Source organism: Gordonia sp. CPCC 205333, assembly GCF_048537885.1.
Classification (GTDB): domain Bacteria; phylum Actinomycetota; class Actinomycetes; order Mycobacteriales; family Mycobacteriaceae; genus Gordonia.
In genome coordinates, this window is record NZ_JBCLVI010000001.1 from 435,561 (window position 1) to 458,357 (window position 22,797).

The following is a 22,797-nucleotide window of genomic DNA, read 5'->3' on the forward strand; positions in this document are numbered from 1 at the left end:
TCGACTGTCGTACCCGAGGTCCCTGACCGAAGGGTTACTTGATGACCGCTACTCTCGATCGCCCATGTGCCCCCATTGCTCGGGTCTCCGGGTGTGATCTCTCAGTTCCGCTGGTACAAGGCGGATCTCGCGTCTACGCCAATTTCGACTACGCGGCCAGCGCCCCGGCGCTGGCGCAGGTGACCGATCGGGTGGCCGAACTGCTGCCCTTCTACGCGAGTGTGCATCGCGGGGCTGGCTACGCCTCGAGGGTGTCGACTGACTGCTATGAGTCGGCCCGAGGCTCGGTTGCCCGATTCGTGAACTGCGCCGACGATCAGACTGTCGTATTCACCCGGAACACAACCGATTCCCTGAATCTCTTGGCCGCCTGCGTGCCGGGCGACACGGTGGTGCTCGACGTGGAGCACCACGCAAACTTCTTGCCGTGGCGTCACCGAGGGCGGCGCGTGGTAACTACCGCGGAGTCAATCGAGACGACGATAGATCGTCTCGCCGACGAGTTGAGGGCCAAACCTGCTGCGCTGCTAGCCATTACCGGGGCATCGAATGTGACTGGCGAAGTGTTGCCACTGAAAAGGCTGGCAACGCTGGCGCATCGCTTCGGCGCCCGGATCTTGGTCGACGCCGCGCAGCTGGCGCCTCATCGACGAATTGATCTGTGCGCCAGCGGAATCGACTACCTGGCCTTCTCCGGTCACAAGCTCTACGCACCATTCGGTGCGGGGGTGCTGATCGGGCGACGGGACTGGCTCGACGCCGCCGAACCTTACCTCGCCGGCGGCGGTGCCGTACGAGAAGTGACTGTCGCCAACGTCGAATGGGCACCTTCTCCGCAGCGGCACGAGGCCGGCTCGCCGAATGTGCTTGGCGCGGTGGCACTTGCGGCCGCCTGCGATGCAATCGGATCGCTCGACGAGGCCACAGTCCGGGAGCAGGAGTCGTATCTCACCGAGCGACTTCGAGCCGGCCTTGAAGGCATTGCCGGGGTGCGGTTTCTGCGTATCTGGTCAGACAGCGCCGACGGCGTCGGGATCGTGGCGTTCACCCTCGCGGGTTTCGAACCTGGCCACGTCGCGGCATACTTGTCGGCCGAATACGGCATCGGCGTACGGGACGGACGATTCTGTGCACATCCGCTTCTCGCGCGTCTCGGTGTCGACGACGGCGCGCTTCGGGCCAGCGTCGGACTGGGAACTTCGGTGGTCGATGTCGATCGATTGATCGCCGCAGTGGCGGCTCTAGTCGAGTCGGGGCCCGGTTGGGACTATCGATCCGACGAAGGGCAGTGGAATCCGGTTCCGGAGACGCGCGAGCGACTGACGGGCCACGGAGCCGCCGGCTCGCCCTGTGGCTGGTAAGCGGACCTACCGGCCCGCTCGCTTGAGCTGCCGACCACCCGATATGCGCACATAGATGCCGATGAGGATGATCGCGATGACTATCCCGACGATGAACGGGATGACCTCCCAGCCACCGTTCGAGTTCTTATAGCCAAGCTGGTAGGTGAGCCAAGATCCAAGAAATGATCCGGCCGCCCCCAATACGATCGTCATGATGAGCCCGATTTTCTGATCACCTGGCATTATCAACCGGGCTAGCCCGCCGATAATGAGGCCGATAACAATCGCGCTGATTATGGTCCAGATCATGGCTATTCCATTCTATATTAGGTAATAGTTATGGGGATTGGTTGGCATCAACGCGGGGTATGCCCGCGGCATCGATTCTGATACCGCGGGCAATCCAGCGTCGGCTACTTGGTGTCGACGCCTTCGGTTTCGATACGTTCCTTGCGGACCGTGCCGGAAACTGATTCCTTGTCGGTTACCTCGTCGACCGCCAGGCCGACACGTTCGACGGGCACGGTCTTCTTTTCGGCGACGACCTGTTCTTCGTGGAGGGTGACTTCGGTCTCGGCTTCGCCGATCTCACCAACCGGCACGTCGGAGTTGACCGGTTCGCGGACTACGCGAACCTCTTCATGGGTCACCGGCACGGTCACGGACTGTTCCTCGGTAACTACATACTTATGCAGGCGGGCCTTGCCCGTTGCGACCTTCTCGGTGCCCACATTCAACTGTTCTTCGGACCGCACTAGACTTTCACCCGCAGCATCTTCGCTGGTGACGCCCGTTCTGGTAGGTGTCGGCCGCTCGTCTTGCGAGCGGCCGTTGTGCTCGCCGTAGTTATCCCAACCCGACGACTTTTCGGTCAATCCGTAGTGATCGAGCAACTCTTTGCCCTGCTGGGTCGAAATTCCGTCGGCTGCGTCCAGATGTGGGGCGCTCTTGATTTTATCCTTGGTCGTGACGACGTCAACGCGATCACCTTGGTGCTTCGCACCGGCAAGCGGGACCAGCGAGGATGATCCGAACCACCCGGTTTTGACTGCGATCCAGGTGGGAAGGCTATTGCGGTCGTCAATATATACCTGCTCGACCTTGCCGACCTTTTCGCCAGCATTGTCATAAACGGTCGAGTGGGCAACGGCGTCTAGTTCGGGTGTACGAGTCATAATCAGTCTTCACCTTTCGACGCGAATATTTGGCTTCTGGGAAGTGCGGATTCGCTATCCGCACTCATTAGCGAGTAAACGCACGACGTCATGGACATGCAACCCTGCGATATCGGACACAGTGGACATAGCGGACGCCGTATAACGTGCAGGCTAAGCGCCCCAATATGGATCTACCGACGAAATGCGATCTGGTGTCGCGCAGAGATATTCAGACTTATCCGAGTCGATATTGGCCTAATGCTCACGACGATGCGAACGTCTATGGGGGTGAATTATTACGATCGAATAACGATGGGGCCGGAGGTTGTCGACGCCCTGACCTCGCGATGGCCGTCAACGGCGGTTTCATCCGGTTGCGACCGAATGAAGCAGGTCACAGGCGTACGCTCGCGAACGTGCCACGGACCTCATTTACCGAGATGAACTGCTCGGTCGCGCAGTGTGCTCACATCATCGGTGAGCGGTGGAGCGTCCTGCTGATCCGTGACGCCATGATGGGCATCACGCGCTTCGAGGACTTTCGATCCAGGACAGGGATCGCCCGCAATATCCTGAGCAAACGGCTCGATGACCTGGTCGCCAATGGAATTCTCACTCGTGTGCAGTACGCCGACAAGCCCATCCGGCGTGAATATGTGCTGACCGAAAAAGGGATGGACCTGTGGCATGTGCTTGGCGCGATGGCGCAATGGGGCGACAAATGGTCGGCGCCTAATGGTCCGCCAGTCGTGCTGGAGCACAGCGCTTGTGACCATCAAGCGACGATCACGCCGACGTGCAGTCATTGCGGCGAGGTCCTGCACCTTGGCGCACTCGCACTACGTCCGGGTCCGGGCGCCGCGCGTTCGGCCTGAAAGTATGTGACGTTCTATTTGGCGTGTACACCCATCAGTGTGGCGATCTGCTGTGCCAGCGGGTTTAGATTGAGGCGGTCAGGATCTTTCTTGGGTTTGTTGTCCCAGGGTTGTGGGTAGGCGGGATTGGCTAGCGCGGCGCGGTTCGCGCCGCGCACGCTCGTTGGACTCCCTTGCGGCACAGTGCATCTGGCATCTGTGTTGAAAGGGAAGTCATCGTAGTTGATGTCAAAGCGTGGGTTGGTGCGTTTGATCTTCGCGATCATCGCTGTCGTACTCTCGTAGCCTTGCGTACACGCTGCGGGATTATTTGTCTCCAGCACGATGCCGAAGTGAATCTGGCCGTCGTTGTGGGTGTAGCCGTAACCCTTAACAGACAATGCCGAGAGCATCGCCAACGCGGAATTCGTTGCCCAGCCAGCAGGTTCGATGGTTTTCGCGGTGCTGCCCAGGTCGTGGACGACTTTGGTGATGTCGGCACCTTGTTGCTGCAACAGCGTCGACAACTGCGTCGCGGTAGCCGTGCCGGTGGTAAGGAGGCGGCGCACGTCGGGATCGGCCGACGCCAGCGTGGCCGTGATTAGATCGAGATTGCGGGCCCAGTCCATAATGGCATCGGATTGGTCGGCCTGCGTCGCGAGGGCAATATTCGAGTTGCGCAGCAGCGCAATGGTTTCCGGAAGACTCTCGACCCCCGCCTTGGATAGGTTGCCCAATGAGGTGACCAGCCGGGCGAGGTTCTCGCCCTGTCCGTTGAACGCTTTGCCCAGTTCGACGATGACGGTATGTAAGTCCTCGACTGGCACCGACTCGGCCAAGTCGAGCGCACTGTTCACTACGTCGTCGAGTGGCGGCGGCACCGATCCCTTTGTGATGCGCGACCCTTCGACGAGATATGGACCAGCCGGTGACGTCGGCTGCAAATCCAGAAACTGCTCGCCGATAGCTGATCGATTGGCAACTACCGCAACAGCATTCGCTGGAATTCGCCCTTCGCCACCGTCGAGTGTCAATGCGACGTCGACGCCGTCGCGCACCAGACGTACATCCTTGACGCGACCGGCGGGCACGCCCTGATAGGTCACTTCGGCGTTGGTGAATATGCCACCCGAATCGGGCAGATGCGCCGTCACATTGTAGGAATTCGCCCCGAGCATTCGGTCCACGTGTACGTACCGCACGCCAGCGAACACCGTCGCGGCAATACCGAGCACAATCAGCATGACTATCTGCACACGCTTAAGAGCACCAAGTGGTGGCATCGGTTGTCGCCCCTTTCATAGATGACTTCGCTTGTCGCAGAGGCTCAGCGAGGTGCGGGGGAGGTACTGGGCGTCGGATTCGGTGACGAGGTCGAACAACCGGAATTGGTGGTTCCGGGAACGTTGGTCCCAAGACCGGGAGCGAGGGGGGAGGCGATGTCGGCGACCTTCCAGCTATCGCCGACTTTCTGCATCGACAATGTCAGCACATTGGCCGCGTTATTCTCGGTTCCGTTTCCGCCCGGCGCAGCCGCGTCAGTCCACCGAGACGTCTGCTCGATCACGACGAGCACCTTGGCGGCATCACCGGAATTCTCGATGACGCCGCTGCTGACGACTTTGCCGCGGGACGAGAGCTGCAGGGTGGTGATCGCTTGTTTCATCGTGCCGACTGAGCAACTTATTTGACGCTCTGCGTTGCCGGTCGCGGACCGGCGCATGTCGTCGAGATAGTTGTCGACATTGTTCGCGTCGTAGTTGGCGACCATCGCGCCGTAGGCGCCGGCAGCTTCGATGATCGGCGCGGTGTCTGCGCGCGATTGCGGCGCGGTTGATCGACCTATTGCAAACATCGCAGCGCCCAGAGCGATGACGAGAATGACGGCGCCAGCGATCACCACGGCCGGGCGTTGCCGCAACGTCGTGCGGGTCGCTTCCGACGAGTCCTCGTCGGAGGCCTTATCCGCGGCGGCCGCGTCTGTCGAGGTTTCGGGCTCGGTCCCGGCACCTACGTCAGTGACTTCGGCACTTAGTTCGCTCGCCGCGGCGTCGGCGCTGGTGGGTTTTTCGGAGGGGGAAGGTCGAGAATCGGACATCGTTATTCCTTTCGAGCGGGGAGTTAACCGCTGACTCGTTCACGTAGGTTCGCCCCGGGAGGTGGGCCCGCTGTGTCGTCGCCGGGTGGGCGAGGCGCATTCTGAGCGCCACGCTGACCGACGAGCGGGTTGCGGGAAGTGCAGTACATGTACTTCAGGGGCAGCGGGTTGGTCGACGTAGCCGGGGCGGTCGCCGGATTGTCGTATTCGCAGGTGGGTCGAGGTAGAAGATCCGCTGCGACGTTGAATGCTCCGTGATGGGAGACCAGGGCCCAGGCGCCGAGTCCTCGCACCAGATTGGGGGCGAGTAGCCGCAGTGCGGGGGTGCGTAATTGGGCTTGGATCGCGATGATGTCCAGGGTCTTGAGGAGGTCACCGAGTTCGTCGCGATTCTCGCCGATGACTTGTCGCGTGTCGGACAGGCCGGTCGGAGTGATTGCGAACAGCTTCTTCAATTCGGCGTTGGAGCGCGCTAGGCGGGTAAACAGTGCCGTGGCGGCGTCGCTGAAACGGTTGGTCGCCGGCTCAATCGACGAGATGAGCTCCAGGGTTCGACGTCCAGATGTGACGAGGGCGCGGGTTTCGGGCAGGACGTCATAGAGCGCGGCGACCAGGGTGTCGATCGAATCGATGATGGTGGAGATCTCGCGAGCACCGCCGGCGAACGCGCCGTCCAGTTCGGCGAGAACACGGTTGAGTTTGGCGGGGTCGAGTTGTTCCATCGTCTGCGATACCCGCGACAAGACATCGGCGAAGTTTCGCGGTGTGGCCGTTCGTTCGGCACCGATAATGGCACCATCCGGCAACAGGCTCGGCGAACCGTCGGTTGGGATGAGATTCAGGTACTGCTCACCCGCCGCGGATAGGTTCGCCACCTGCGCACGTACCGACGCGGGTGGGCGATTGTCGGCATCAAGGGTGGCTTCGGCGATGACGCCGTCGGCGGAAAGTCGAATCGCATCGACGGTGCCGATGCGTGCTCCCCGGTAGGTCACGTCGCTCGACTCGTGCAAACCACCGGTCAGCGGCAACTCGATGTTCACCCGGAAGGTCCGCTGCAATGGGTTGAGCCCGAGGGACCCGAAAGCCAGATTCGCGATACCGAGACAGAGCAATGCCAGCAGCGCGACCGTGGATAGGGCGTTTCGATGGGCCCGGAGAAAGCTGCTCATCGCGTACCCCTGCGCGGGATGGCCGTGTTGGGTCCGCGCAATCGAGTCCAGACCCGATTCAAGGTGTCGACCAGTGAGGCGCCGATGAGCCCGAGATCGGATAACTGCCACCAGTGGCTGTTCGGATCGTAGGTGGCCGGAATGGCGATCGAGCTGACGCGGATATGGGAGGCGACGTAGTCGCCCCGAATACTGGGCGCGAGCAAGCTGCCGAACCGGGATAGCGCACTCAGAGCGGGTTCGAGTCGAGTGTCGAGTGCACCGATGCGCTTGGTCAGCAGATTCACCCCTGCCAATAGTTGGGTCAGTTCGGCGCGCGAGCCGTTGACCAGTTTGCTGATCTGGTCGGAGGTTCGGCGGGCACTGTCCAGGGTCGTGACGAGTTGATCGGTTGTGTCGGTCAGGACAGTCAATGCCGGTGTCGCCGAAGCGATTACGTCGTTGATGGCATTCGCGCGGACTGCCGAACGCTGCGAGAGTGCGTTGAGCGAACCGAGGACCGAGGTGATCTCGTCAGAATTCGCGGCCAGGCGGCTCGTGACCGCGGTCAGCTGGCTCAGCATCGAGGCCACATCCGAGGGTTGACCGTCGAGCATGGTGTTGAGTTCGCTGAGTATCGAACCCACTCGCGCCAGCCCGCCGCCGTTGATGACCGTCGATGCGGCTGCCATGATCTGCTCGACGCTTGGTGCCGCTGCGGTGTCATCGATTTCGATGACCGAGCCGTCGACCAATCGTTGTGGTGACGGATTGCTCGCCGGTCGCTGGAGGGCGACGAAGACATCGCCAAGGGGCGTTGCCTGGCGCAGTTCCGCTGTGCTGTTGGCCGGAACGTCGATCGCGTCGCTGAGCTCGAATGTCACCCGCGCGCGGTAGTTGGCGGTGGCGATATCGGTCACTTCACCGACCTTGACCCCGTTGAGTTTGACGGGTGCTTTGATCGGCAAGTTCAACGCATCGGCGAATTCGGCCCGCACGCTGATGTGATCGCCGCCGACGCCTTTACGCGGGAGCGGCAATTCTTCGACGGTCACCGCGCAGCCGGCTATGACGCTGGCGCAGAGCAGCACGACCGGTACGGCGATGAATCGACGGCCATTCATAGGTTGCCCAATCCGAGCAGTAGGGTCGCCAAGCCCATATCGGGGCCCATATCCGCGACTTTGCCGGTCCGGCAGCCTTGACTGCGCATCTGCAGACGCTGGCAGACGGTATTAAGCAGATCGGTGTCCACCAACGACTTATCGGTGAGGAAATGCACCCGAAGGCGTCGCGTCTTCCTATCGACTGAGCGATCCAAATTGTCGAACAGCAGCGGCGCGACGTCGACGAATTCCGTGATGTCGCGGCTATGCGCCTTGAGCGTCGACAACGTCTTGTTGAGCTGTGTCGCGGTGTGGTTCAACGGGTTTCGATTGTTCTTCAGCAACTTGCTCAACTCGCTGACCGTGCTGTTGATACCAGCGAGGGAGTCGGTGATCGCCGGACCGTTTGCGGCCAAGATCTGTGACGCGTCTGCGAGCTGATCGCTGAAGGTGGTGATCGCGCTCGAATTCTTCGCGGCAGCACCGGAAAGTGAATTGAGGCTGCTGACCAGAGATTTGAGGTCGGCGGCACTGGTCGATCCGGTTTGGAGGGCGTTGGACAAGGCATGCAGCGTCGTGCTGATCCGATTGCCGTTCCCAGCGAGATTGCGTTCGGCGGTGGTCAGGTAGTCATTGATCGGGGTGTCACCCGGCGCTGTCGCGAACGCGGTGGCCAAATCGTCTATCGAGTTCACCAGACTGTCGATGGACACCGGTGTTCGAGTCCGGGCGATCGGAATGGTGCCGTCATCGTCGAATTGCGGCCCGGTCGTGTAGGCGGGCGTCAGTTCGATATGGCGGTCGGCGATCACCGATGGTGCGAGCGCAACTGCGGAGACGTCGGCGGGCAGGGCAGTGCCAGTTGGCAGCGACAAGGTGACTGTCACGGTGCCGGGACCGGGGGAGATTTCGTCGATCCGGCCGATCGGCGCTCCGAGGATGGTGACCTCGTTCCCGACGTAGAGGCCCGCGGCGTCGGTGAACTGCGCATGGATCGTGAGCCGGTTGTCGGCCTTGGCATTGATCGTCGCCACGACGGCGATCGCGATGATGACCAGCACAAGGGCGGTTACCAACCAGCGCATGGGAATTCGCGGGATCCGCCGGGTAGTCATCGGCAGCCCCCGACGAGTCCGAGCAAGCAGAGGAGATTGTCGCTGACGATTGAAGCACCCAGGAAACCGTCCATATACGGTCCATTGCCGGTCGCGGTGCCCAGATGCCGCGCAAATACCGGTATCGCCTCAAGCGTATTGCCGATATCGCGATCGGAGCGGTTCAAGCCGGCCGAGAGTCGGTCAAGTTGCCTGAGCAGCCGGCCGATGTCGCCGGCGTTGTCGGTGACCACTCCGGTCATTTGTCGGGTCACCGCGCGTATGTCGGCCAGAACCGAAGCGATCAATTGACGTTGTCGTACGACGGTGTTCGCGACGTCGGTTCCGGTCGTCACCAATTGTCGTAGTGAGTGGGTGTTGCGCTGAAATAGTGCCGCAACACCTGCCGACCGCTTCACCAACTCCGTCACCTGGCTATTGCGGGAGTTGACGACGTCGGACAGTCGCGTGATCTGATCGAGAGCCTGCGGCAGCAGTGTGGGTGTCCGCGCGAATTGGCTGTCCAAGGTATCCAAGGACAGTCGCAACTTTTCCTCGTCGATGGCGGCGAGTTTCGGCGTGCCGGTATCGATCAACGCGGCCAGATCAAAGGGCACCGACGTGCGATTTTGCTCGATGACATTGTCGCGGAGTTCGCCGGTTCCCTGCGGCTTCAGGGAGATGTATCGAGTGCCGAGAATGGTAGCCAGTCGGATCGATGCCGTGGTGGTCGCTCCGAGTGGAACGGGGTTGTCGATCCGCAGCGTGACATCGACGTGATCGCCCCGCAGCCGCACGCTATCGACTGAGCCGACCGGAACGCCGGCCACCCGTACCGCGTCGCCGGAACGAACCCCGGCGGCTTGGGCGAATTCGGCGCGAATAGTCTCGGTGCCGATACCTACCCGGGGAATCAGCAGCGCGGCACTTACCATCACCGCAAGACAAATCGTGGCGATCAGGCCAATCTTGAAATGCCGATAGGATTGGGTTACTCGCGCGCGGAAATGTGTGGTTCGAGTCATCGTCGGCATGTCTCCGAATGTTGGCTGCCGCCAATGCTGGATATCACATTGGGCGGAAAAAGAACTCCGTAAAGGCTGATATCAAGGTTGCACGAGTAGATATTCCAATAGCTGCCATTACCCGTCGATTTGCTCCAAATATTCGCCATTCGCCCGATTCCCGGGATCGCCAGCGAGAGTTTCGCGCCGTCGCGATTGAGGAAGCTGGTAATCGCGACGGTGTTTTGGGCGGAACCCGTGACGTCGGAACGCAGTTGGGCCAGCGTGGCGCTGAGATCGCCGGCCATCTTCGATACCGAACGCACCGAGGTGCCGATCTCGCCGCGGTGCCGATTCACCGCGTCGAGGAAGCGGGGCATTTCATCGACGAGGCGGTCGGTGTTCGTGAGTTGTCGATCGACTGTCGCCACCACGGCATTGAGATTGGTGACGATCGAGCCGATGACGGCGTCATCGTCGGCGACGGTTCGCGCGAGTGCGGTGGTCTGGGCGAGGAGCGTCGAGATCGATACGTCATTGCCCTGCAGCGCATCGACGATATTGGCGCTGAGCGTGTTGACCGCCGCCGGGTCCAATTCGCCGAATAGCGGTGCGAAACCGTTGAGCAAGCTGGTGACATCGAAGCTGGGAATGGTGCGTTCGACGCCGATTGTGTTCTGGGACAACGTCTTTTTCCCAGTTGCGACGGCGTGGCTAGCGCCTGGAAGGGAGAGGCCCAGATATCGGCGGCCGGTGAGATCTTGATATCGGACGCTGGCGGTGGTTTCGGGATATACCGCTTGCTCGGACGAGAGGTCGAACTCCACCAATGCCAGTCCGTTGTCCACCTTTAGCTGCGATACCCGGCCGACGCGTACCCCGGCGATTCGCACATCGTCGCCCGCGCGCAACCCAGTGGCATCGACGAAATAGGCGCGCATCGAGATCGTGCGTCCATTGACGGGCTTGGCCAGCGTCGACCAGATTGACATCGTCGCGAGCAATGAAATGACCACGAATATGCCGAATCCCAGCAGTGGCCGGACGAGACTGCCGCCCCTCATCGCCCGACCTCGGCGACGGTGAAGGTATGGCCGCGCAATGCCGGCCCGATCTGTAGACGTTCGATCGGAGTCAGTGGGCGACCGAATAGTGCCTGCAATATCTCAGCTTCCCGGCGGCTCCCCACTCCGCCGAGATTTCCGCCCTGGCCGCTGCTCATTGCCGGCGCGACACCGGCGGGACAGTTGGGCCCCGCCATCGCGCCATATCGAGGGCAGTCGGCTGCGGTATAGGGCGTGTACGGCGTTGCGTTGATGGCGGCGTCGAGCACGACTTTCCCATCTGGTGAGGTGAAAATCCCCGACGTCGCAATGGCGAAACGGCGAATCGTGTCGACCGCTGGTCCGATGGACGAGCCCGTCGACTCCAGCGCTCCGACGGTTGCGTTGAGGTTGGTGATCAGGCGGATCGCGCCGCTCATATTGGGGCGCAACGCCCCGGTGGTGGCGTCGAGCGCACCGCCGGCGGTCGTGTAGAGACTGATTAGGCCAACGCGGTTCGCGCTGATCGTGCGCAGAGTCGGAAGTGCCGCAGCAACGGCGTCGACCAGACGCGGAGCGCTCACCGCGAGACTCTTGGTCGAACGATCGAGTCGGGACAGGTCTGAGCGGAGATCGGGCACCGCCTCGCGCAGCTGCGACAGCATCGTCGTCAACCGCTCGATGGTGGTCGCGGCCTTGCCAGACCGACCGGAAACACCGTCATCGACCGCGGCGAGAACGCGACTGAGCGCGCCGATGTCGATCCTGGCCAGCACCCGATGCAGAGCCGACATCGCCTCTTGGAGTTGGCGCGTCTGCGGCGAGGTGTCGGGACGGATCTGGTCGCCGTCGGACAGTCCTATTCCCGCAGTCGTCGAGCCGCCGCGCAACTCGATGGCGGTGACGCCGAACAGGTTCGTCGGTACGACGCGGGCGACGACGTCGCGGGGTATCCGGGTCGCGACGCTCGGGTCGAGTTTCAAGGTCAACGTCGAGGTTGTGCCGGCCTGCTGGAGCGTGGTCGAGGCGGTGTCAGCGGTCCCGATCAACATTCCGCGATACTTGACGTCGGCGTCGGGACCAAGGCCGTCGCCGAGGCTGGTCACCGTCGCACCGACTTCGGTGGTCGCGGTGTATTCGCCGGTGTAGCGGCCCCAGAGCAGCGTCGCGACCACCGCGACTATGACGACGCTAATGCAACCGCGCACCAATAGGGCGGTCGGACTTGCGCTGCGTCCGGATAGATCGTGAACCATGGCTGTCCCGCCCTATCCCGATATCCGTACACCGGGGTCGGTGCCCCACATCGCCATCGTCAGCAGAGTGTTGACGATGACCACGACGACGATCGATGCGCGTATCGCGCGGCCGGCGGCGACGCCGACGCCCTGAGGTCCGCCGCTGGCGTAGAAGCCGTAATAACACTGGAGCAAGGTGGCGATTATGACGAATACCAGTGCTTTGACCACGCTATACACAACATCCATCGGGGAGAGGAACATGGTGAAGTAATGGTCGAATGTTCCAACGGATACGCCGCCGCCCTGCAATAGATACACGGCGCGGGAGCTGAGATAACACAATCCCAGACCGACGCAATAGAGCGGAATGATCGCCACTATGGCGGCGAATAGTCGAGTCGACACTAGATAGGGAATGGGCGGTACTGCCTGGACTTCCAGGGCGTCGATTTCTTCCGAGACGCGCATCGCGCCGAGCTGGGCGGTGAATCGGCAGCCCGCTTGCGCCGCAAAGGCGATCGCGGCGATCAGCGGCGCCAGTTCACGGGTGGAGCCGAATGCGGAGACGATGCCGGTGAGAGGGCTCATCCCAAGCAGTCGAAGGGCCGAAAGTCCTTCGATACCCAGGGTGATGCCGGCGAACGCGCTGAGCAGCAATACCACCCCGACGGTGCCGCCGCCGGTCACCAGTGACCCGTTTCCCCAGGTCACGTCGCGGACGAGCCGGGCAGTCTCAGCCGGGTACCGCCGCACCGCGCGAGGCATCCAGCGGAGTGCATTGATGACGAAAGTGGCTTGGTGGCCCAGGTTTTGGCCGAGTGCGCCACTCGCTGACAGTCCGAGTCGCATGCGGTAGAGCGCCGTCGAATACGACGGCTGGCTGGTTTTCAACGTCATAACGGCTGAGCCGGTATCAGAACTTGGGCGAGCTGAGTAAACAACACGTTCACGCCGAATAGGAGAATCACTGAACTCACGACGGCCGAATTCACCGAGTTGGCCACACCCGCGGGTCCGCCGCGGGTGTTGAGTCCTTTGTCGCATGCGACGATCGCGACAATGGCTCCGTAGGTGACCGCTTTGATCAACGCCAGGACTAGATCGCTGACCGAAGTGAAGGCCGCGAATGAAGCCAAATAGCTTCCGGCGGTGCCGTTTTGGACGTAGACATTGAAGACATAGCCGGTGAGAAATCCGACGAAGCAGACGAATCCGCAGAGTAATCCGCTGACCACCAATGCCGCGACGAACCGAGGGACGACGAGTCGGTCGACCGGCGAGAGGCCGAGCACTTTAAGTGCGTCGATTTCTTCGCGGACGGTCCGAGTGCCGAGGTCGGCGCAGACCGCAGATCCGACCGCACCGGCGATCAACATCGCCGTAACCAGGGGTGCGCCCTGGCGGACGATGCCGAGACCATTCGCCGCGCCGGTAAAGGCATTGGCGCCAACCTGATTGGCGATTGTTCCGACCTGAATCGACACGATGACGCCGATCGGGATGGCGACGAGAACCGTGGGTATCGCGACCGCGCTCGCCATGAACGCGCATTGCCGGATGAACTCCGACGCCGAGAAATCGCGCCGGATGACACTTCGAACGAGCGCACGCAGCGTTCGGGTCAGCAGCACCAATTGTCGGCCGAAGGTATTGATCGAGACGACCGGATGGTTGAGGGCGTAATCCTCGACGCGGCTGGAGTTGGTGGGTGGAGCTGATGTCATCGCGGGCACCGCCACGCCCTATCTCTGTTGCCTGATCGAATCACTCGCAGCGCCTGTCTTTACGCGCACGCCAAGCGTGCTGTCCGGTCGAGGTCGGGGTGCGCGTGCTGCCGGGGCGGCGGCGGAACCAACAATGCCATTGCGTAGTGGCACAGTTCACATTGTCGTATGCGCGGTAGATATGTTGACATACATAGCGCCCTGAGGTCAAGAGTTGCGTTTCGCAACCCAAGTCCCGTAGATCTTGTCAATGACTGATGTCACGTATAACCTACCTGCCACTGGCAGTTTAGGGAAGTGTTGTTCCGATGGGAAGAGTTGACTCGATGGTTGGTGGTAGCGGGAGCGGCGACACCGGGCGCGCGATTTCTCGGCGCTCGAGCGCGCGATCCGGTCGGGGGCACTCATGGTGGATCGCAGGAGTGGTCATCGTCGTGATGGTCGTTTCGGCGGTATACGTCGGTCGACTGCGGCTCAGTGAAATACCGGATCGCGCCATCGGTCACGCTCCTGCGGCTCCCCAGGCGGGCGTTCCGGGCGAGAAGTCGATCGAGTATGCGGTCACCGGCCCGTCCGGTTCGACGGCACGGGTGTCGTATCTCGTGCCGGGCGGCCGCACGGTAGACGAGACGGTCCGAGTTCCGTGGCGAATGATCCTGCGATCGCGGGAATTGACGACGGCTGCCGGGGTGTTGACGCAGGCGCGAGGTCAGCGTTCGGTGTCATGTTCGGTGCGGGTCAACGGATTTGAGCGGTCTCGTCAGGTTGGGGCAGGCGCCGATGGCAGTTCGGTCGCCAATTGTCTGGTTCCGGTGGCGTAGGAAACGATGGCGATGAGGAAGAGATTCGTGGAAAACGCACGGGCACAGTCGGTTCGGCTGATGCGAGGGATGGCAGACGAGATTCGGCGACCGGTGCGTCTTGGGATCCTGCGTGATCGTAGCGCTGGCCGTCCTCGCCTGGCTCGGTTCCTGTACGCATGCTCGTTGCCCGTCATCGGGCTATGGCTACTCATCGCGGGAGGAATGAATCTTGTTGTCCCGCAATTAGAATCGACGGTCACATCGCACGCTCAATCATTCCTGCCCGACGAGGCCTCCTCGGTGCAGGCGTTGGTGAAGATGGGCAAATACTTCGGCGGTGGCGGCAGTAACAACTTCGTCTACGTGCTATTGGAGGGCGATAAGCCGCTGGGATCCGAGGCGCACGCCTACTACAAACAACTGCTCGGCACGTTGACCGCGGACACCACACATGTCCATTCCGCGATGGATCTGTGGTCGAATCCCGATCTTGCCTCCGCGGCGCAGAGTCACGACGGAAACGTCGCTTACGTGTTGGTGAATCTCGCCGGCAACATGGGCACCGCATTGGCGATGGACTCGACACAGTCCGCTCGTGACACCATCGCCGCGTCGAAGCCTCCCGCCGGCGTCACTGTGCACCTCACCGGTCCGTCAGCGGTGGTCAACGACGAGATGGTGGCGATCAACGATTCGATCGTGTTGCTCGTGGTGATCAGCGCCTTGTTGGTGTCGGTGGTGTTGCTACTGGTCTACCGATCGCTGATCACCGCGCTGGTTCCACTGCTGGGAGTCGGCCTGGCACTCGCGGTGGCTCGCGCGACGATCTCACTGCTGGCCGACAACGGCGTCATCAAGGTGTCGATCTTCGCCGCCGCGCTATCGGCGGTGGTTGTACTCGGCGCCGGTACCAATTACGGGATATTCCTACTAGGGCGATATCAAGAATCGCGGCGCGCGGGTCTGAGCCGTGAGGATGCGTATTACGCCGCACTGGCCGGGGTACAACATATCGTGATCGCGTCCGCGCTGACCGTCGCCGGGGCGATGGCATGTTTGGCGGCCACCCGGTTGGCCATGTTCAGTACATCGGGTCTGCCCTGTACGATCGCCATCTTGATCACATTGGCCGCCGCGCTGACGCTCGGACCGGCCGTGCTCGCGGTCATCACTCGGATGGGGTTCGCCGAACCCCGTGAGTCGTCGTCCCCTCGGCGCTGGCGGCGGATTGGAACCACCGTTGCGCGGTGGCCCGGCCCGGTTCTGGCCGCAGCACTGGCCGTATTGGCCGTGATGATCGCGCCGCTCGCCTTCTACGCGCCCAGCTTCAACGAACGCAAAGCGCAACCGTCGGATTCGCCAGCCAATATCGGGTTCGCGGCTGCTGATCGGCATCTGCCGCCGAACATCATGGCTCCGAGCGTGTTGATCGTCGAATCCGACCACGATATGCGCAACTCGGCTGATCTGATCGCTCTGGCCAAACTTACCGACGCGGTCGCGGGGATCGATGGGGTCAACGCGGTACAAGGCATCACCCGCCCATTGGGGCAGACCTTGAACCAAGGCACCCTTACCAGCCAGGCCGGCTACATAGGCAATCGATTCAGTCAGATGACGACCCTGCTGCAAGATCGAATCGACGACGTCGACTCGGTCTCGAAGACCATCGATGATCTCGATACCGCCATCAACGGAGTTGATGCCGCCCTTCGGCAAGGAGCAGCGGGGGCGAAGTCGCTCGCCGACGCGACGTCGACCTTGGAGGCCACCAGCAATTCCACCCTGAAGAAGGTTCAACAGCTTTCGACGGCGATGGCCCCGGTTCGTGGCTTGGTGAGTTCGATCCCGCAATGTTCGACGGTTAACGCGTGTAAGACTGCCCTGACCGGGTTGTCGGTACTCGATGATCTACCCGGTCTCCAGCAATCGGTTCGTTCGCTCGCCGCGGGAACCACGACACTCGGCACAGCGCTGCCGATGGCGGCGAACCAGATCCCCGCGCTGCGGTCGACGATCACACAGATACGTCAGTTGATCGGCCCGCTAAAAACCACCTTGGGCGCGCTGATACCGCAAACCGGTGAAATCACCGACTTCCTCGACGAAGTCAGCACGGCGTACGCGGCGGGTAATCCCGCTGCCGGCGCGTTCTTCTTGCCCAGCCAGGCTTTGGAGAGTCCGCTGTTTCAGAGCGGGATGCCCTACTATTTCTCGCCCGACGGCAAAGCCACCCGAATGGTCGTGACCCCCGAACGTGAGGGGTTCAGCCGCGACGCCATGGATGTCAGCGCCCACATCATCCCGACCGCGACATCGGCGATGAAGAATACTTCCCTTGCCGGCTCCACCGTGAGTATCGGCGGACCGGGCGGAACATTGCTGAATATCGAGTCCTTCGCACATGAGGACTTCATCGCGATAATCGTCGCGGCTTTCGCTTTCGTGTTCTGCGTTGTACTCGTGTTGCTGCGCAGCCTCGTCGCGGCGATAGCGGTCATCGGCACCGTCGGGTTGTCATATCTGTCCGCGATGGGTGTTGCCGTATTCCTTTGGCAAGACGTCATCGGCAACCCACTGCACTGGTCGGTCGCGCCCATCGCGTTCACCTTCCTCGTCGCAGTCGGTGCCGACTACAACATGCTGCTGGTTAGCAGATTCCGGGAGGAATACGGGGCGGGACCCGGAGTTGGCCTGATCCGCGCGATGGTTGGCACCGGCAGCGTCGTGACCCAGGCCGGCCTTACCTTCGGCATAACGATGTTCGCCATGCTCGCCAGTTATGCGCACAACGTCGCGCAGATCGGTACGACGGTGGCACTCGGCCTTCTCATCGATACCCTCATCGTCCGCACCCTCGTCATGCCCGCGATCGCTCGGCTATCTGGACGGTGGTTCTGGTGGCCGACGGCATTCGTGCGGATGCCCGCCAAGCGTGCCGTCGAATCGGAGAGTGTGTCTTAGCTCCTCGGTGGAGTGACGATCGCGGCGTTGACCAGGTGGATCAGTTCTTCGAACTGCATCTCGGCCGAGAAGACGTCGGGGAGGTCGGCGTCGAGGGTTGCCATGCCGTGGGCCATCGCAAAAGTCGCGACGGCGATTGACTCGGCGGGTACCGTTCCGCCCCAACCGTTCTCGACGTCGGCGGCCACGGTACCCGCGTGCTGATTCCAGCTCCGCGCGCGCGCTTCGGAGAGACCGGGGTCGTCGTTGTCTACCAGCCGGGAGCCGAACATCAACGCGATCTTGGAGCGGTTGGCTCGCGCGAAGCGCACGAAAACCTGGCCAAGCGTCGCAACGGATTCGCCGAGTGCGATGGCGTCGGGCAGTTCGTCGAGGGCGGCCACGGATTCGGCGTAAAGATCATCGAATCCCCGGACCGCGACCGCGGTGAACAGTGCGCGGCGATCGGCGAAATGATGGGCGACCGATTGGTGGGTGATGCCCACGCGGCGAGCGATGGCTCGCAGACTCGCCCTGTCGGGACCGGCGTCGTCGAGTTCGGCTACGGCGGCCGCTAGGAGCTTTTCGCGGACTTCCTGCGCGGAGCGCCGCCTGCGAGGTGTAGTCGATTTAGGCATCCGGGCAATTATCGCTTATCGGGGTCTGGGGGCCGGGGATAACCGGCAGACGGGGTAGGTGCCCGCTGAAATTCACCTCGCCCCAGTTGGCGTGACCTATGAGTCACCTCAAACTTGAGCGGAACAAACTCAACTCTTCTCGCGTTACACCACTCGAAGGTTCAAACATGAGCCTAGAACACTTAACTCTGGCATCCTGGACTCAGACACTTCTGTGCCCAGGCCCAGTTCTACGAGAGGTAGCGAGAGTGGACAGTTTCACCCCAACCACCAAGACGCAGGCTGCGTTGCAGGCTGCCGTACAAAGCGCGGCGTCGAATGGTAACCCCGACGTTCGGCCCGCACATATCCTGGTCGCCCTACTCGACCAGACCGACGGAATCGCATCGCCGCTGCTCAAGGCAGTCGGCACCGATCCCGCCGACATCAGGCGTCAGGCCCACGGTCTGGTCGACCGGATGCCGACGGTGGCTTCCACGAGTGCTCAGCCGCAACTGTCCCGCGAGTCGATCGCCGCGGTCACCGCAGCTCAGCAATTGGCGACCGAACTCGGTGACGACTACGTCTCGACCGAACACCTGACCGTCGGCTTGGCGACCGGAGACACCGACATAGCCAAACTCCTGGGCAACAGCGGTGCGTCGCCGCAGGCACTGCGGGAGGCGTTCGTATCGGTCCGCGGAGCCGCGCGGGTCACCAGCCCGGACCCGGAATCGTCGTATCAGGCCCTGGAGAAGTACTCGACCGATCTGACGGCGCGGGCACGTGAAGGCAAGCTCGATCCGGTCATCGGTCGCGATACCGAGATCCGTCGTGTCGTGCAGGTGCTCAGTCGACGGACCAAGAACAACCCGGTCTTGATCGGCGAGCCCGGCGTCGGCAAGACTGCCATCGTCGAAGGACTCGCTCAGCGTGTCGTCGAAGGCGATGTCCCAGAGTCGTTGCGCGGTAAGACTGTTGTCTCCCTCGACCTCGGTTCGATGGTCGCCGGTGCCAAGTATCGCGGTGAATTCGAAGAGCGGCTCAAGGCCGTACTGGATGAGATAAAGGCCGCCGACGGCCAGATCATTACCTTCATCGACGAGTTGCACACCATCGTCGGTGCCGGTGCGACCGGCGATTCCGCGATGGACGCCGGCAATATGATCAAGCCGCTACTCGCTCGCGGTGAGCTGCGGCTGGTCGGTGCGACGACCCTCGAGGAGTACCGCAAGTACATCGAGAAAGACGCCGCGCTAGAACGTCGCTTCCAGCAGGTCTACGTCGGTGAGCCGTCGGTGGAAGACACCATCGGCATCCTGCGTGGCCTTAAAGATCGCTACGAGGTGCACCACGGCGTCCGCATCACCGACTCCGCATTGGTCGCTGCCGCAACACTTTCCGACCGATACATCACTTCGCGCTTCCTGCCTGACAAGGCAATCGACCTGGTCGACGAGGCAGCTTCACGGCTGCGGATGGAGATCGACTCCCGACCGGTGGAGATCGATGAGGTGGAGCGCATCGTCCGTCGTCTCGAAGTGGAAGAACTTGCGCTGCAAAAGGAAACGGACACGGCTTCGAAGGATCGCCTGGAGAAGTTGCGCGTTGAACTCGCCGACAACAAGGAGAAGCTCAGTGAGCTGTCGGCTCGCTGGCAGTCCGAGAAGTCGGCCATTGATGCTGTCCGCGAACTCAAGGAACAGCTCGAAACACTGCGCGGCGCAGCGGATCGCGCCGAGCGCGACGGTGATCTCGGCAGGGCGGCCGAACTTCGTTACGGCCAGATCCCGACAGTGGAGAAGCAGCTGACCGCGGCCCTGGAAAAGACCGGGGCCGATCCCAGCGAGGATGTCATGCTGCAGGAAGAGGTCGGACCGAACGATGTCGCCGACGTCGTCTCGGCGTGGACTGGAGTTCCCGCCGGCCGGATGCTGGAAGGCGAGACCGCCAAATTGCTGCGGATGGAAGATGAAATCGGTGCACGCGTCATCGGGCAATCCGAAGCGGTGCAAGCTGTTTCCGACGCCGTGCGTCGGGCCCGGGCCGGCGTCGCCGATCCGAACCGTCCGCTTGGCTCGTTCCTATTCCTCGGGCCCACCGGTGTCGGCAAGACCGAGCTGGCGAAAGCGTTGGCAGAGTTCATGTTCGACGACGAACGGGCGATGGTTCGGATCGATATGAGTGAGTACGGCGAAAAGCACAGTGTGGCAAGGCTTGTCGGGGCGCCACCCGGCTATGTCGGTTACGACGCCGGCGGTCAGCTGACTGAAGCCGTTCGACGCCGTCCGTATTCGGTGATCCTGTTCGACGAGGTTGAGAAGGCTCACCCGGATGTCTTCGACGTGCTCCTGCAGGTGCTCGATGAGGGGCGGTTGACCGACGGTCAGGGCCGCACGGTGGACTTTCGCAACACCATCCTGATCCTGACGTCCAATTTGGGCGCGGGCGGCAACGCCGAGCAGGTGATGTCGGCGGTACGGGCGCGGTTCAAGCCCGAGTTCATCAACCGACTCGACGATGTGATCATCTTCCACGTATTGACGCCCGAACAGCTGACGTCGATCGTCGACATTCAGCTCAAGGCGCTGAATAAGCGTCTGGCACAACGACGGTTGACCCTCGACGTCTCGCCGAAGGCTAAACAATGGCTCGGCGAGCGCGGATTCGACCCGCTCTACGGCGCTCGTCCGCTGCGGCGGCTGGTACAGCAGGCTATCGGTGACCAGCTCGCCAAAGCATTGCTCGCCGGGGAGGTCCGCGACGGTGACACGGTGCCGGTCGATGTCGGTGCCGACGGTGAGTCGCTGAGCGTCGGTTAGCGGTAGGCCGCAGAAAGATCGGGGTTCACGTCAACTATTGACGTGAACCCCGATTTCCGTGTGGGGTGAGTCAGCTTTCCGCGACAACTTTCTCGGCGACTGTCAGCTCACTGTCGGCCGCACCGGCGCCGTCTATCGACGCTGCCGTGCGCTGCCGCACCGCGACCCACGCCGCGGTCGCGATCAACACCGCACCGACGAGTGCGGTCAGATCACCGACGCGAAGGTCGAAAACCAGTCGGATGGCCGACCCGACGACCATCCCGGTAAGGCCGACGCCGACCAAGCGCCACGGTCGCTGACCCGCGGCGGGGAGGGCGTCTCGCCCGGTCGTCATCAGGCTGATTGGACTGCGCCGCAACACTTCTACGATGAACACCGTCAGTACCGCGGTACCCAGATAGGTGAGGAGCATAGTTGGCCAGACCGCCCAGGTCGGGTGGGCGTGCACGATATCCATCAGCTCTTCGAGAGCGAGGCCGTGTGCCAGATAGATGCCAAACGAACGGTCGGCTGCGGTCTTCAGGAAGCGATCAGCGACCGACCCCGGATTACGACGCTCCTGCCAGATTGAGCCCAGGCCGTACAGGATCACGATGATCGCGACATAGGCAAATGCGTTGTGCAACACGAACACATTGGTCGCACGGAACATTTCTTCGCCCGAGTCGATCCGGTACAGGTAGTAGCCGAGGGTCGCCGCCATCACCGCGATGCCGATGGCGAAACTCGCGACCCGGTAGCGCTTGAGGAACGCGTGAAATGCCTCGAAGTGAAGTGCCGCAATGCATCCCGACAAGACGAAGAACTGGTAGGGGAGGATCGTCACCAGCAGGTGCGACCAGACTTCGCCCTGCGGTCCGTGCTGTAAGACGCCGAGCGGTGGCCGCAGCATGCCGAACAGTAGTACCGCGTGGAACGCTCCGCTGGCGAGCAGCAAGTAGCGGTGGTATCCCCAGGTTCGCTTGAGGACCCACAGCACCGCCGGGAACACGAGATAGATCTGCATGCTCACGAAAAGGAAATAGAGGTGGTACCAGGCGTTGCCGGTGACCAGATCGTAGGCAAGCGACTTGGCGGTGACCAGTAGGTGTTCGCCGGAATCGATTGTGTTCCAGACGTCGTCCCAGCCGCCGACTCGGTAGCGCGAATAGACCCAGTAGAAGAGCGTCCATGCGACATAGGGGATGCCGATCAATTTGAACCGACGGCGCCAGAAGGCCAGGGTGTCGAGGTCGCGGTTTCGGTACTGGTAGCCAAGCACGAAACCGGTGAGAGCGAAGAACGAGTATCGCGAATACCGTAGGAAGATCTCAATACCGCCGGCCGCCACGTTAGTCAGCGGAATGACGCCGAGCATCACATGGTCGAGAATGACCGCGGCGAAGGTAACCAGCCGCACCAGGTCTAGTTGGTAGAGGTGCCTATCGCGCCTTTTGGGCGGACTGTCGGATTTAGGCGGAGCTGGCGCGGGGGGCGATTCGGTGTCCTTTTCGACTAACCCGGACAAGCGCATCTCCGATCTCACAACAACGTTAGTTGTGCATGCACAACCTTTTGCATCGTAATAGCCATTCGTGGGAATGGCCTAACCGAAACCTGTGGATTGGCTGGCAGTGTCCGTTGCCTCATCGTGACCTATTGATAACACCGCAGGTCAACGGGGTGAGTTGTGGTGTTCCCGCCCGCGTCGCGGCTGGCCTTGCCCGAGTTGATCGGGTAGACACCTAAGAGCAGCTACTTAATTTGCCTAATTGAACGCACATAACTCGAGACGACACGCAACCTGGGCCGATG

Annotated in this window: 19 protein-coding genes; 5 read left to right on the forward strand and 14 right to left on the reverse strand. The window is 61.8% G+C overall.

Features of this window, described 5'->3' with window-relative positions; all coding sequences use genetic code 11:
- The first annotated feature begins 41 nt into the window (after window positions 1-41).
- On the forward strand, window positions 42-1,361 hold the full coding sequence (locus AAFP29_RS02060) for an aminotransferase class V-fold PLP-dependent enzyme (protein ID WP_419215639.1): 1,320 nt from the start codon (window positions 42-44) through the stop codon (window positions 1,359-1,361).
- A 6-nt stretch (window positions 1,362-1,367) separates the two neighbouring features.
- Here the strand turns inward: AAFP29_RS02060 and AAFP29_RS02065 are convergent, their stop codons facing one another.
- Window positions 1,368-1,652: a GlsB/YeaQ/YmgE family stress response membrane protein gene (locus tag AAFP29_RS02065; protein ID WP_419215640.1), complete on the reverse strand. Its 285-nt coding sequence runs from the start codon at window positions 1,650-1,652 to the stop codon at window positions 1,368-1,370.
- Between the two features lie 104 nt (window positions 1,653-1,756).
- On the reverse strand, window positions 1,757-2,518 hold the full coding sequence (locus AAFP29_RS02070) for a DUF2382 domain-containing protein (RefSeq protein WP_419215641.1): 762 nt from the start codon (window positions 2,516-2,518) through the stop codon (window positions 1,757-1,759).
- 398 nt (window positions 2,519-2,916) lie between these two features.
- Here AAFP29_RS02070 and AAFP29_RS02075 point away from each other — a divergent pair, with 398 nt between their 5' ends.
- Window positions 2,917-3,375 (forward strand): winged helix-turn-helix transcriptional regulator, encoded by a 459-nt coding sequence (locus AAFP29_RS02075; RefSeq protein ID WP_419215642.1) that lies wholly within the window; start codon window positions 2,917-2,919, stop codon window positions 3,373-3,375.
- A 14-nt stretch (window positions 3,376-3,389) separates the two neighbouring features.
- On the opposite strand, the gene AAFP29_RS02080 is transcribed toward AAFP29_RS02075, so the two are convergent.
- Genes AAFP29_RS02080 through AAFP29_RS02125 form a run of 10 tightly spaced genes read right to left on the reverse strand, consistent with a single transcriptional unit; the run spans window position 3,390 to window position 13,815 of the window.
- Entirely contained in the window at window positions 3,390-4,637 is a 1,248-nt protein-coding gene (locus AAFP29_RS02080; RefSeq protein ID WP_419215643.1) for an MCE family protein, read from the reverse strand.
- Between the two features lie 44 nt (window positions 4,638-4,681).
- Window positions 4,682-5,452, reverse strand: coding sequence for a hypothetical protein (locus AAFP29_RS02085; RefSeq protein ID WP_419215644.1), 771 nt, complete (start codon window positions 5,450-5,452; stop codon window positions 4,682-4,684).
- A gap of 23 nt (window positions 5,453-5,475) precedes the next feature.
- Window positions 5,476-6,624: an MlaD family protein gene (locus AAFP29_RS02090; protein ID WP_419215645.1), complete on the reverse strand. Its 1,149-nt coding sequence runs from the start codon at window positions 6,622-6,624 to the stop codon at window positions 5,476-5,478.
- Window positions 6,621-7,727, reverse strand: coding sequence for an MCE family protein (locus AAFP29_RS02095; RefSeq protein WP_419215646.1), 1,107 nt, complete (start codon window positions 7,725-7,727; stop codon window positions 6,621-6,623). Before AAFP29_RS02095 ends, AAFP29_RS02090 begins: the two co-directional genes overlap by 4 nt.
- Entirely contained in the window at window positions 7,724-8,824 is a 1,101-nt protein-coding gene (locus tag AAFP29_RS02100; RefSeq protein WP_419215647.1) for an MCE family protein, read from the reverse strand. The genes AAFP29_RS02095 and AAFP29_RS02100 overlap by 4 nt, the downstream gene beginning before the upstream one ends.
- Complete coding sequence (locus AAFP29_RS02105) at window positions 8,821-9,828, reverse strand: MCE family protein (protein WP_419215648.1); 1,008 nt, start codon at window positions 9,826-9,828, stop codon at window positions 8,821-8,823. Before AAFP29_RS02105 ends, AAFP29_RS02100 begins: the two co-directional genes overlap by 4 nt.
- Entirely contained in the window at window positions 9,825-10,871 is a 1,047-nt protein-coding gene (locus AAFP29_RS02110; protein WP_419215649.1) for an MCE family protein, read from the reverse strand. The genes AAFP29_RS02105 and AAFP29_RS02110 overlap by 4 nt, the downstream gene beginning before the upstream one ends.
- A complete protein-coding gene (locus AAFP29_RS02115) occupies window positions 10,868-12,106 on the reverse strand; it encodes an MlaD family protein (RefSeq protein ID WP_419215650.1) in 1,239 nt (412 codons plus the stop codon). The genes AAFP29_RS02110 and AAFP29_RS02115 overlap by 4 nt, the downstream gene beginning before the upstream one ends.
- Window positions 12,107-12,118: 12 nt before the next feature.
- Window positions 12,119-12,988 (reverse strand): ABC transporter permease, encoded by an 870-nt coding sequence (locus AAFP29_RS02120; RefSeq protein WP_419215651.1) that lies wholly within the window; start codon window positions 12,986-12,988, stop codon window positions 12,119-12,121.
- Window positions 12,985-13,815: an MlaE family ABC transporter permease gene (locus AAFP29_RS02125; protein ID WP_419215652.1), complete on the reverse strand. Its 831-nt coding sequence runs from the start codon at window positions 13,813-13,815 to the stop codon at window positions 12,985-12,987. Before AAFP29_RS02125 ends, AAFP29_RS02120 begins: the two co-directional genes overlap by 4 nt.
- 308 nt (window positions 13,816-14,123) lie before the next feature.
- Here AAFP29_RS02125 and AAFP29_RS02130 point away from each other — a divergent pair, with 308 nt between their 5' ends.
- Both AAFP29_RS02130 and AAFP29_RS02135 read left to right on the forward strand, forming a co-directional pair.
- Complete coding sequence (locus AAFP29_RS02130) at window positions 14,124-14,636, forward strand: MmpS family transport accessory protein (RefSeq protein ID WP_419215653.1); 513 nt, start codon at window positions 14,124-14,126, stop codon at window positions 14,634-14,636.
- Between the two features lie 69 nt (window positions 14,637-14,705).
- Complete coding sequence (locus AAFP29_RS02135) at window positions 14,706-17,582, forward strand: RND family transporter (RefSeq protein WP_419216322.1); 2,877 nt, start codon at window positions 14,706-14,708, stop codon at window positions 17,580-17,582.
- Here the strand turns inward: AAFP29_RS02135 and AAFP29_RS02140 are convergent.
- Complete coding sequence (locus AAFP29_RS02140; RefSeq protein ID WP_419215654.1) at window positions 17,579-18,199, reverse strand: TetR/AcrR family transcriptional regulator; 621 nt, start codon at window positions 18,197-18,199, stop codon at window positions 17,579-17,581. The genes AAFP29_RS02135 and AAFP29_RS02140 overlap by 4 nt on opposite strands.
- Window positions 18,200-18,447: 248 nt before the next feature.
- Here AAFP29_RS02140 and clpB point away from each other — a divergent pair, with 248 nt between their 5' ends.
- Complete coding sequence (clpB, locus tag AAFP29_RS02145) at window positions 18,448-21,000, forward strand: ATP-dependent chaperone ClpB (RefSeq protein ID WP_419215655.1); 2,553 nt, start codon at window positions 18,448-18,450, stop codon at window positions 20,998-21,000.
- A gap of 70 nt (window positions 21,001-21,070) precedes the next feature.
- Here the strand turns inward: clpB and AAFP29_RS02150 are convergent, their stop codons facing one another.
- A complete protein-coding gene (locus AAFP29_RS02150) occupies window positions 21,071-22,516 on the reverse strand; it encodes an acyltransferase (protein WP_419216323.1) in 1,446 nt (481 codons plus the stop codon).
- Window positions 22,517-22,797: the final 281 nt, after the last annotated feature.

Bases quoted from the DNA above. Each gene is read 5' to 3' on its own strand.
- AAFP29_RS02060 (WP_419215639.1), top strand. From the start codon at position 42: ATGACCGCTACTCTCGATCGCCCATGTGCCCCCATTGCTCGGGTCTCC.
- AAFP29_RS02065 (WP_419215640.1), bottom strand. From the start codon at position 1,652: ATGATCTGGACCATAATCAGCGCGATTGTTATCGGCCTCATTATCGGC.
- AAFP29_RS02070 (WP_419215641.1), bottom strand. From the start codon at position 2,518: ATGACTCGTACACCCGAACTAGACGCCGTTGCCCACTCGACCGTTTAT.
- AAFP29_RS02080 (WP_419215643.1), bottom strand. From the start codon at position 4,637: ATGCCACCACTTGGTGCTCTTAAGCGTGTGCAGATAGTCATGCTGATT.
- AAFP29_RS02085 (WP_419215644.1), bottom strand. From the start codon at position 5,452: ATGTCCGATTCTCGACCTTCCCCCTCCGAAAAACCCACCAGCGCCGAC.
- AAFP29_RS02090 (WP_419215645.1), bottom strand. From the start codon at position 6,624: ATGAGCAGCTTTCTCCGGGCCCATCGAAACGCCCTATCCACGGTCGCG.
- AAFP29_RS02095 (WP_419215646.1), bottom strand. From the start codon at position 7,727: ATGAATGGCCGTCGATTCATCGCCGTACCGGTCGTGCTGCTCTGCGCC.
- AAFP29_RS02100 (WP_419215647.1), bottom strand. From the start codon at position 8,824: ATGACTACCCGGCGGATCCCGCGAATTCCCATGCGCTGGTTGGTAACC.
- AAFP29_RS02105 (WP_419215648.1), bottom strand. From the start codon at position 9,828: ATGACTCGAACCACACATTTCCGCGCGCGAGTAACCCAATCCTATCGG.
- AAFP29_RS02110 (WP_419215649.1), bottom strand. From the start codon at position 10,871: ATGAGGGGCGGCAGTCTCGTCCGGCCACTGCTGGGATTCGGCATATTC.
- AAFP29_RS02115 (WP_419215650.1), bottom strand. From the start codon at position 12,106: ATGGTTCACGATCTATCCGGACGCAGCGCAAGTCCGACCGCCCTATTG.
- AAFP29_RS02120 (WP_419215651.1), bottom strand. From the start codon at position 12,988: ATGACGTTGAAAACCAGCCAGCCGTCGTATTCGACGGCGCTCTACCGC.
- AAFP29_RS02125 (WP_419215652.1), bottom strand. From the start codon at position 13,815: ATGACATCAGCTCCACCCACCAACTCCAGCCGCGTCGAGGATTACGCC.
- AAFP29_RS02130 (WP_419215653.1), top strand. From the start codon at position 14,124: ATGGGAAGAGTTGACTCGATGGTTGGTGGTAGCGGGAGCGGCGACACC.
- AAFP29_RS02135 (WP_419216322.1), top strand. From the start codon at position 14,706: ATGGCAGACGAGATTCGGCGACCGGTGCGTCTTGGGATCCTGCGTGAT.
- AAFP29_RS02140 (WP_419215654.1), bottom strand. From the start codon at position 18,199: ATGCCTAAATCGACTACACCTCGCAGGCGGCGCTCCGCGCAGGAAGTC.
- AAFP29_RS02150 (WP_419216323.1), bottom strand. From the start codon at position 22,516: ATGCGCTTGTCCGGGTTAGTCGAAAAGGACACCGAATCGCCCCCCGCG.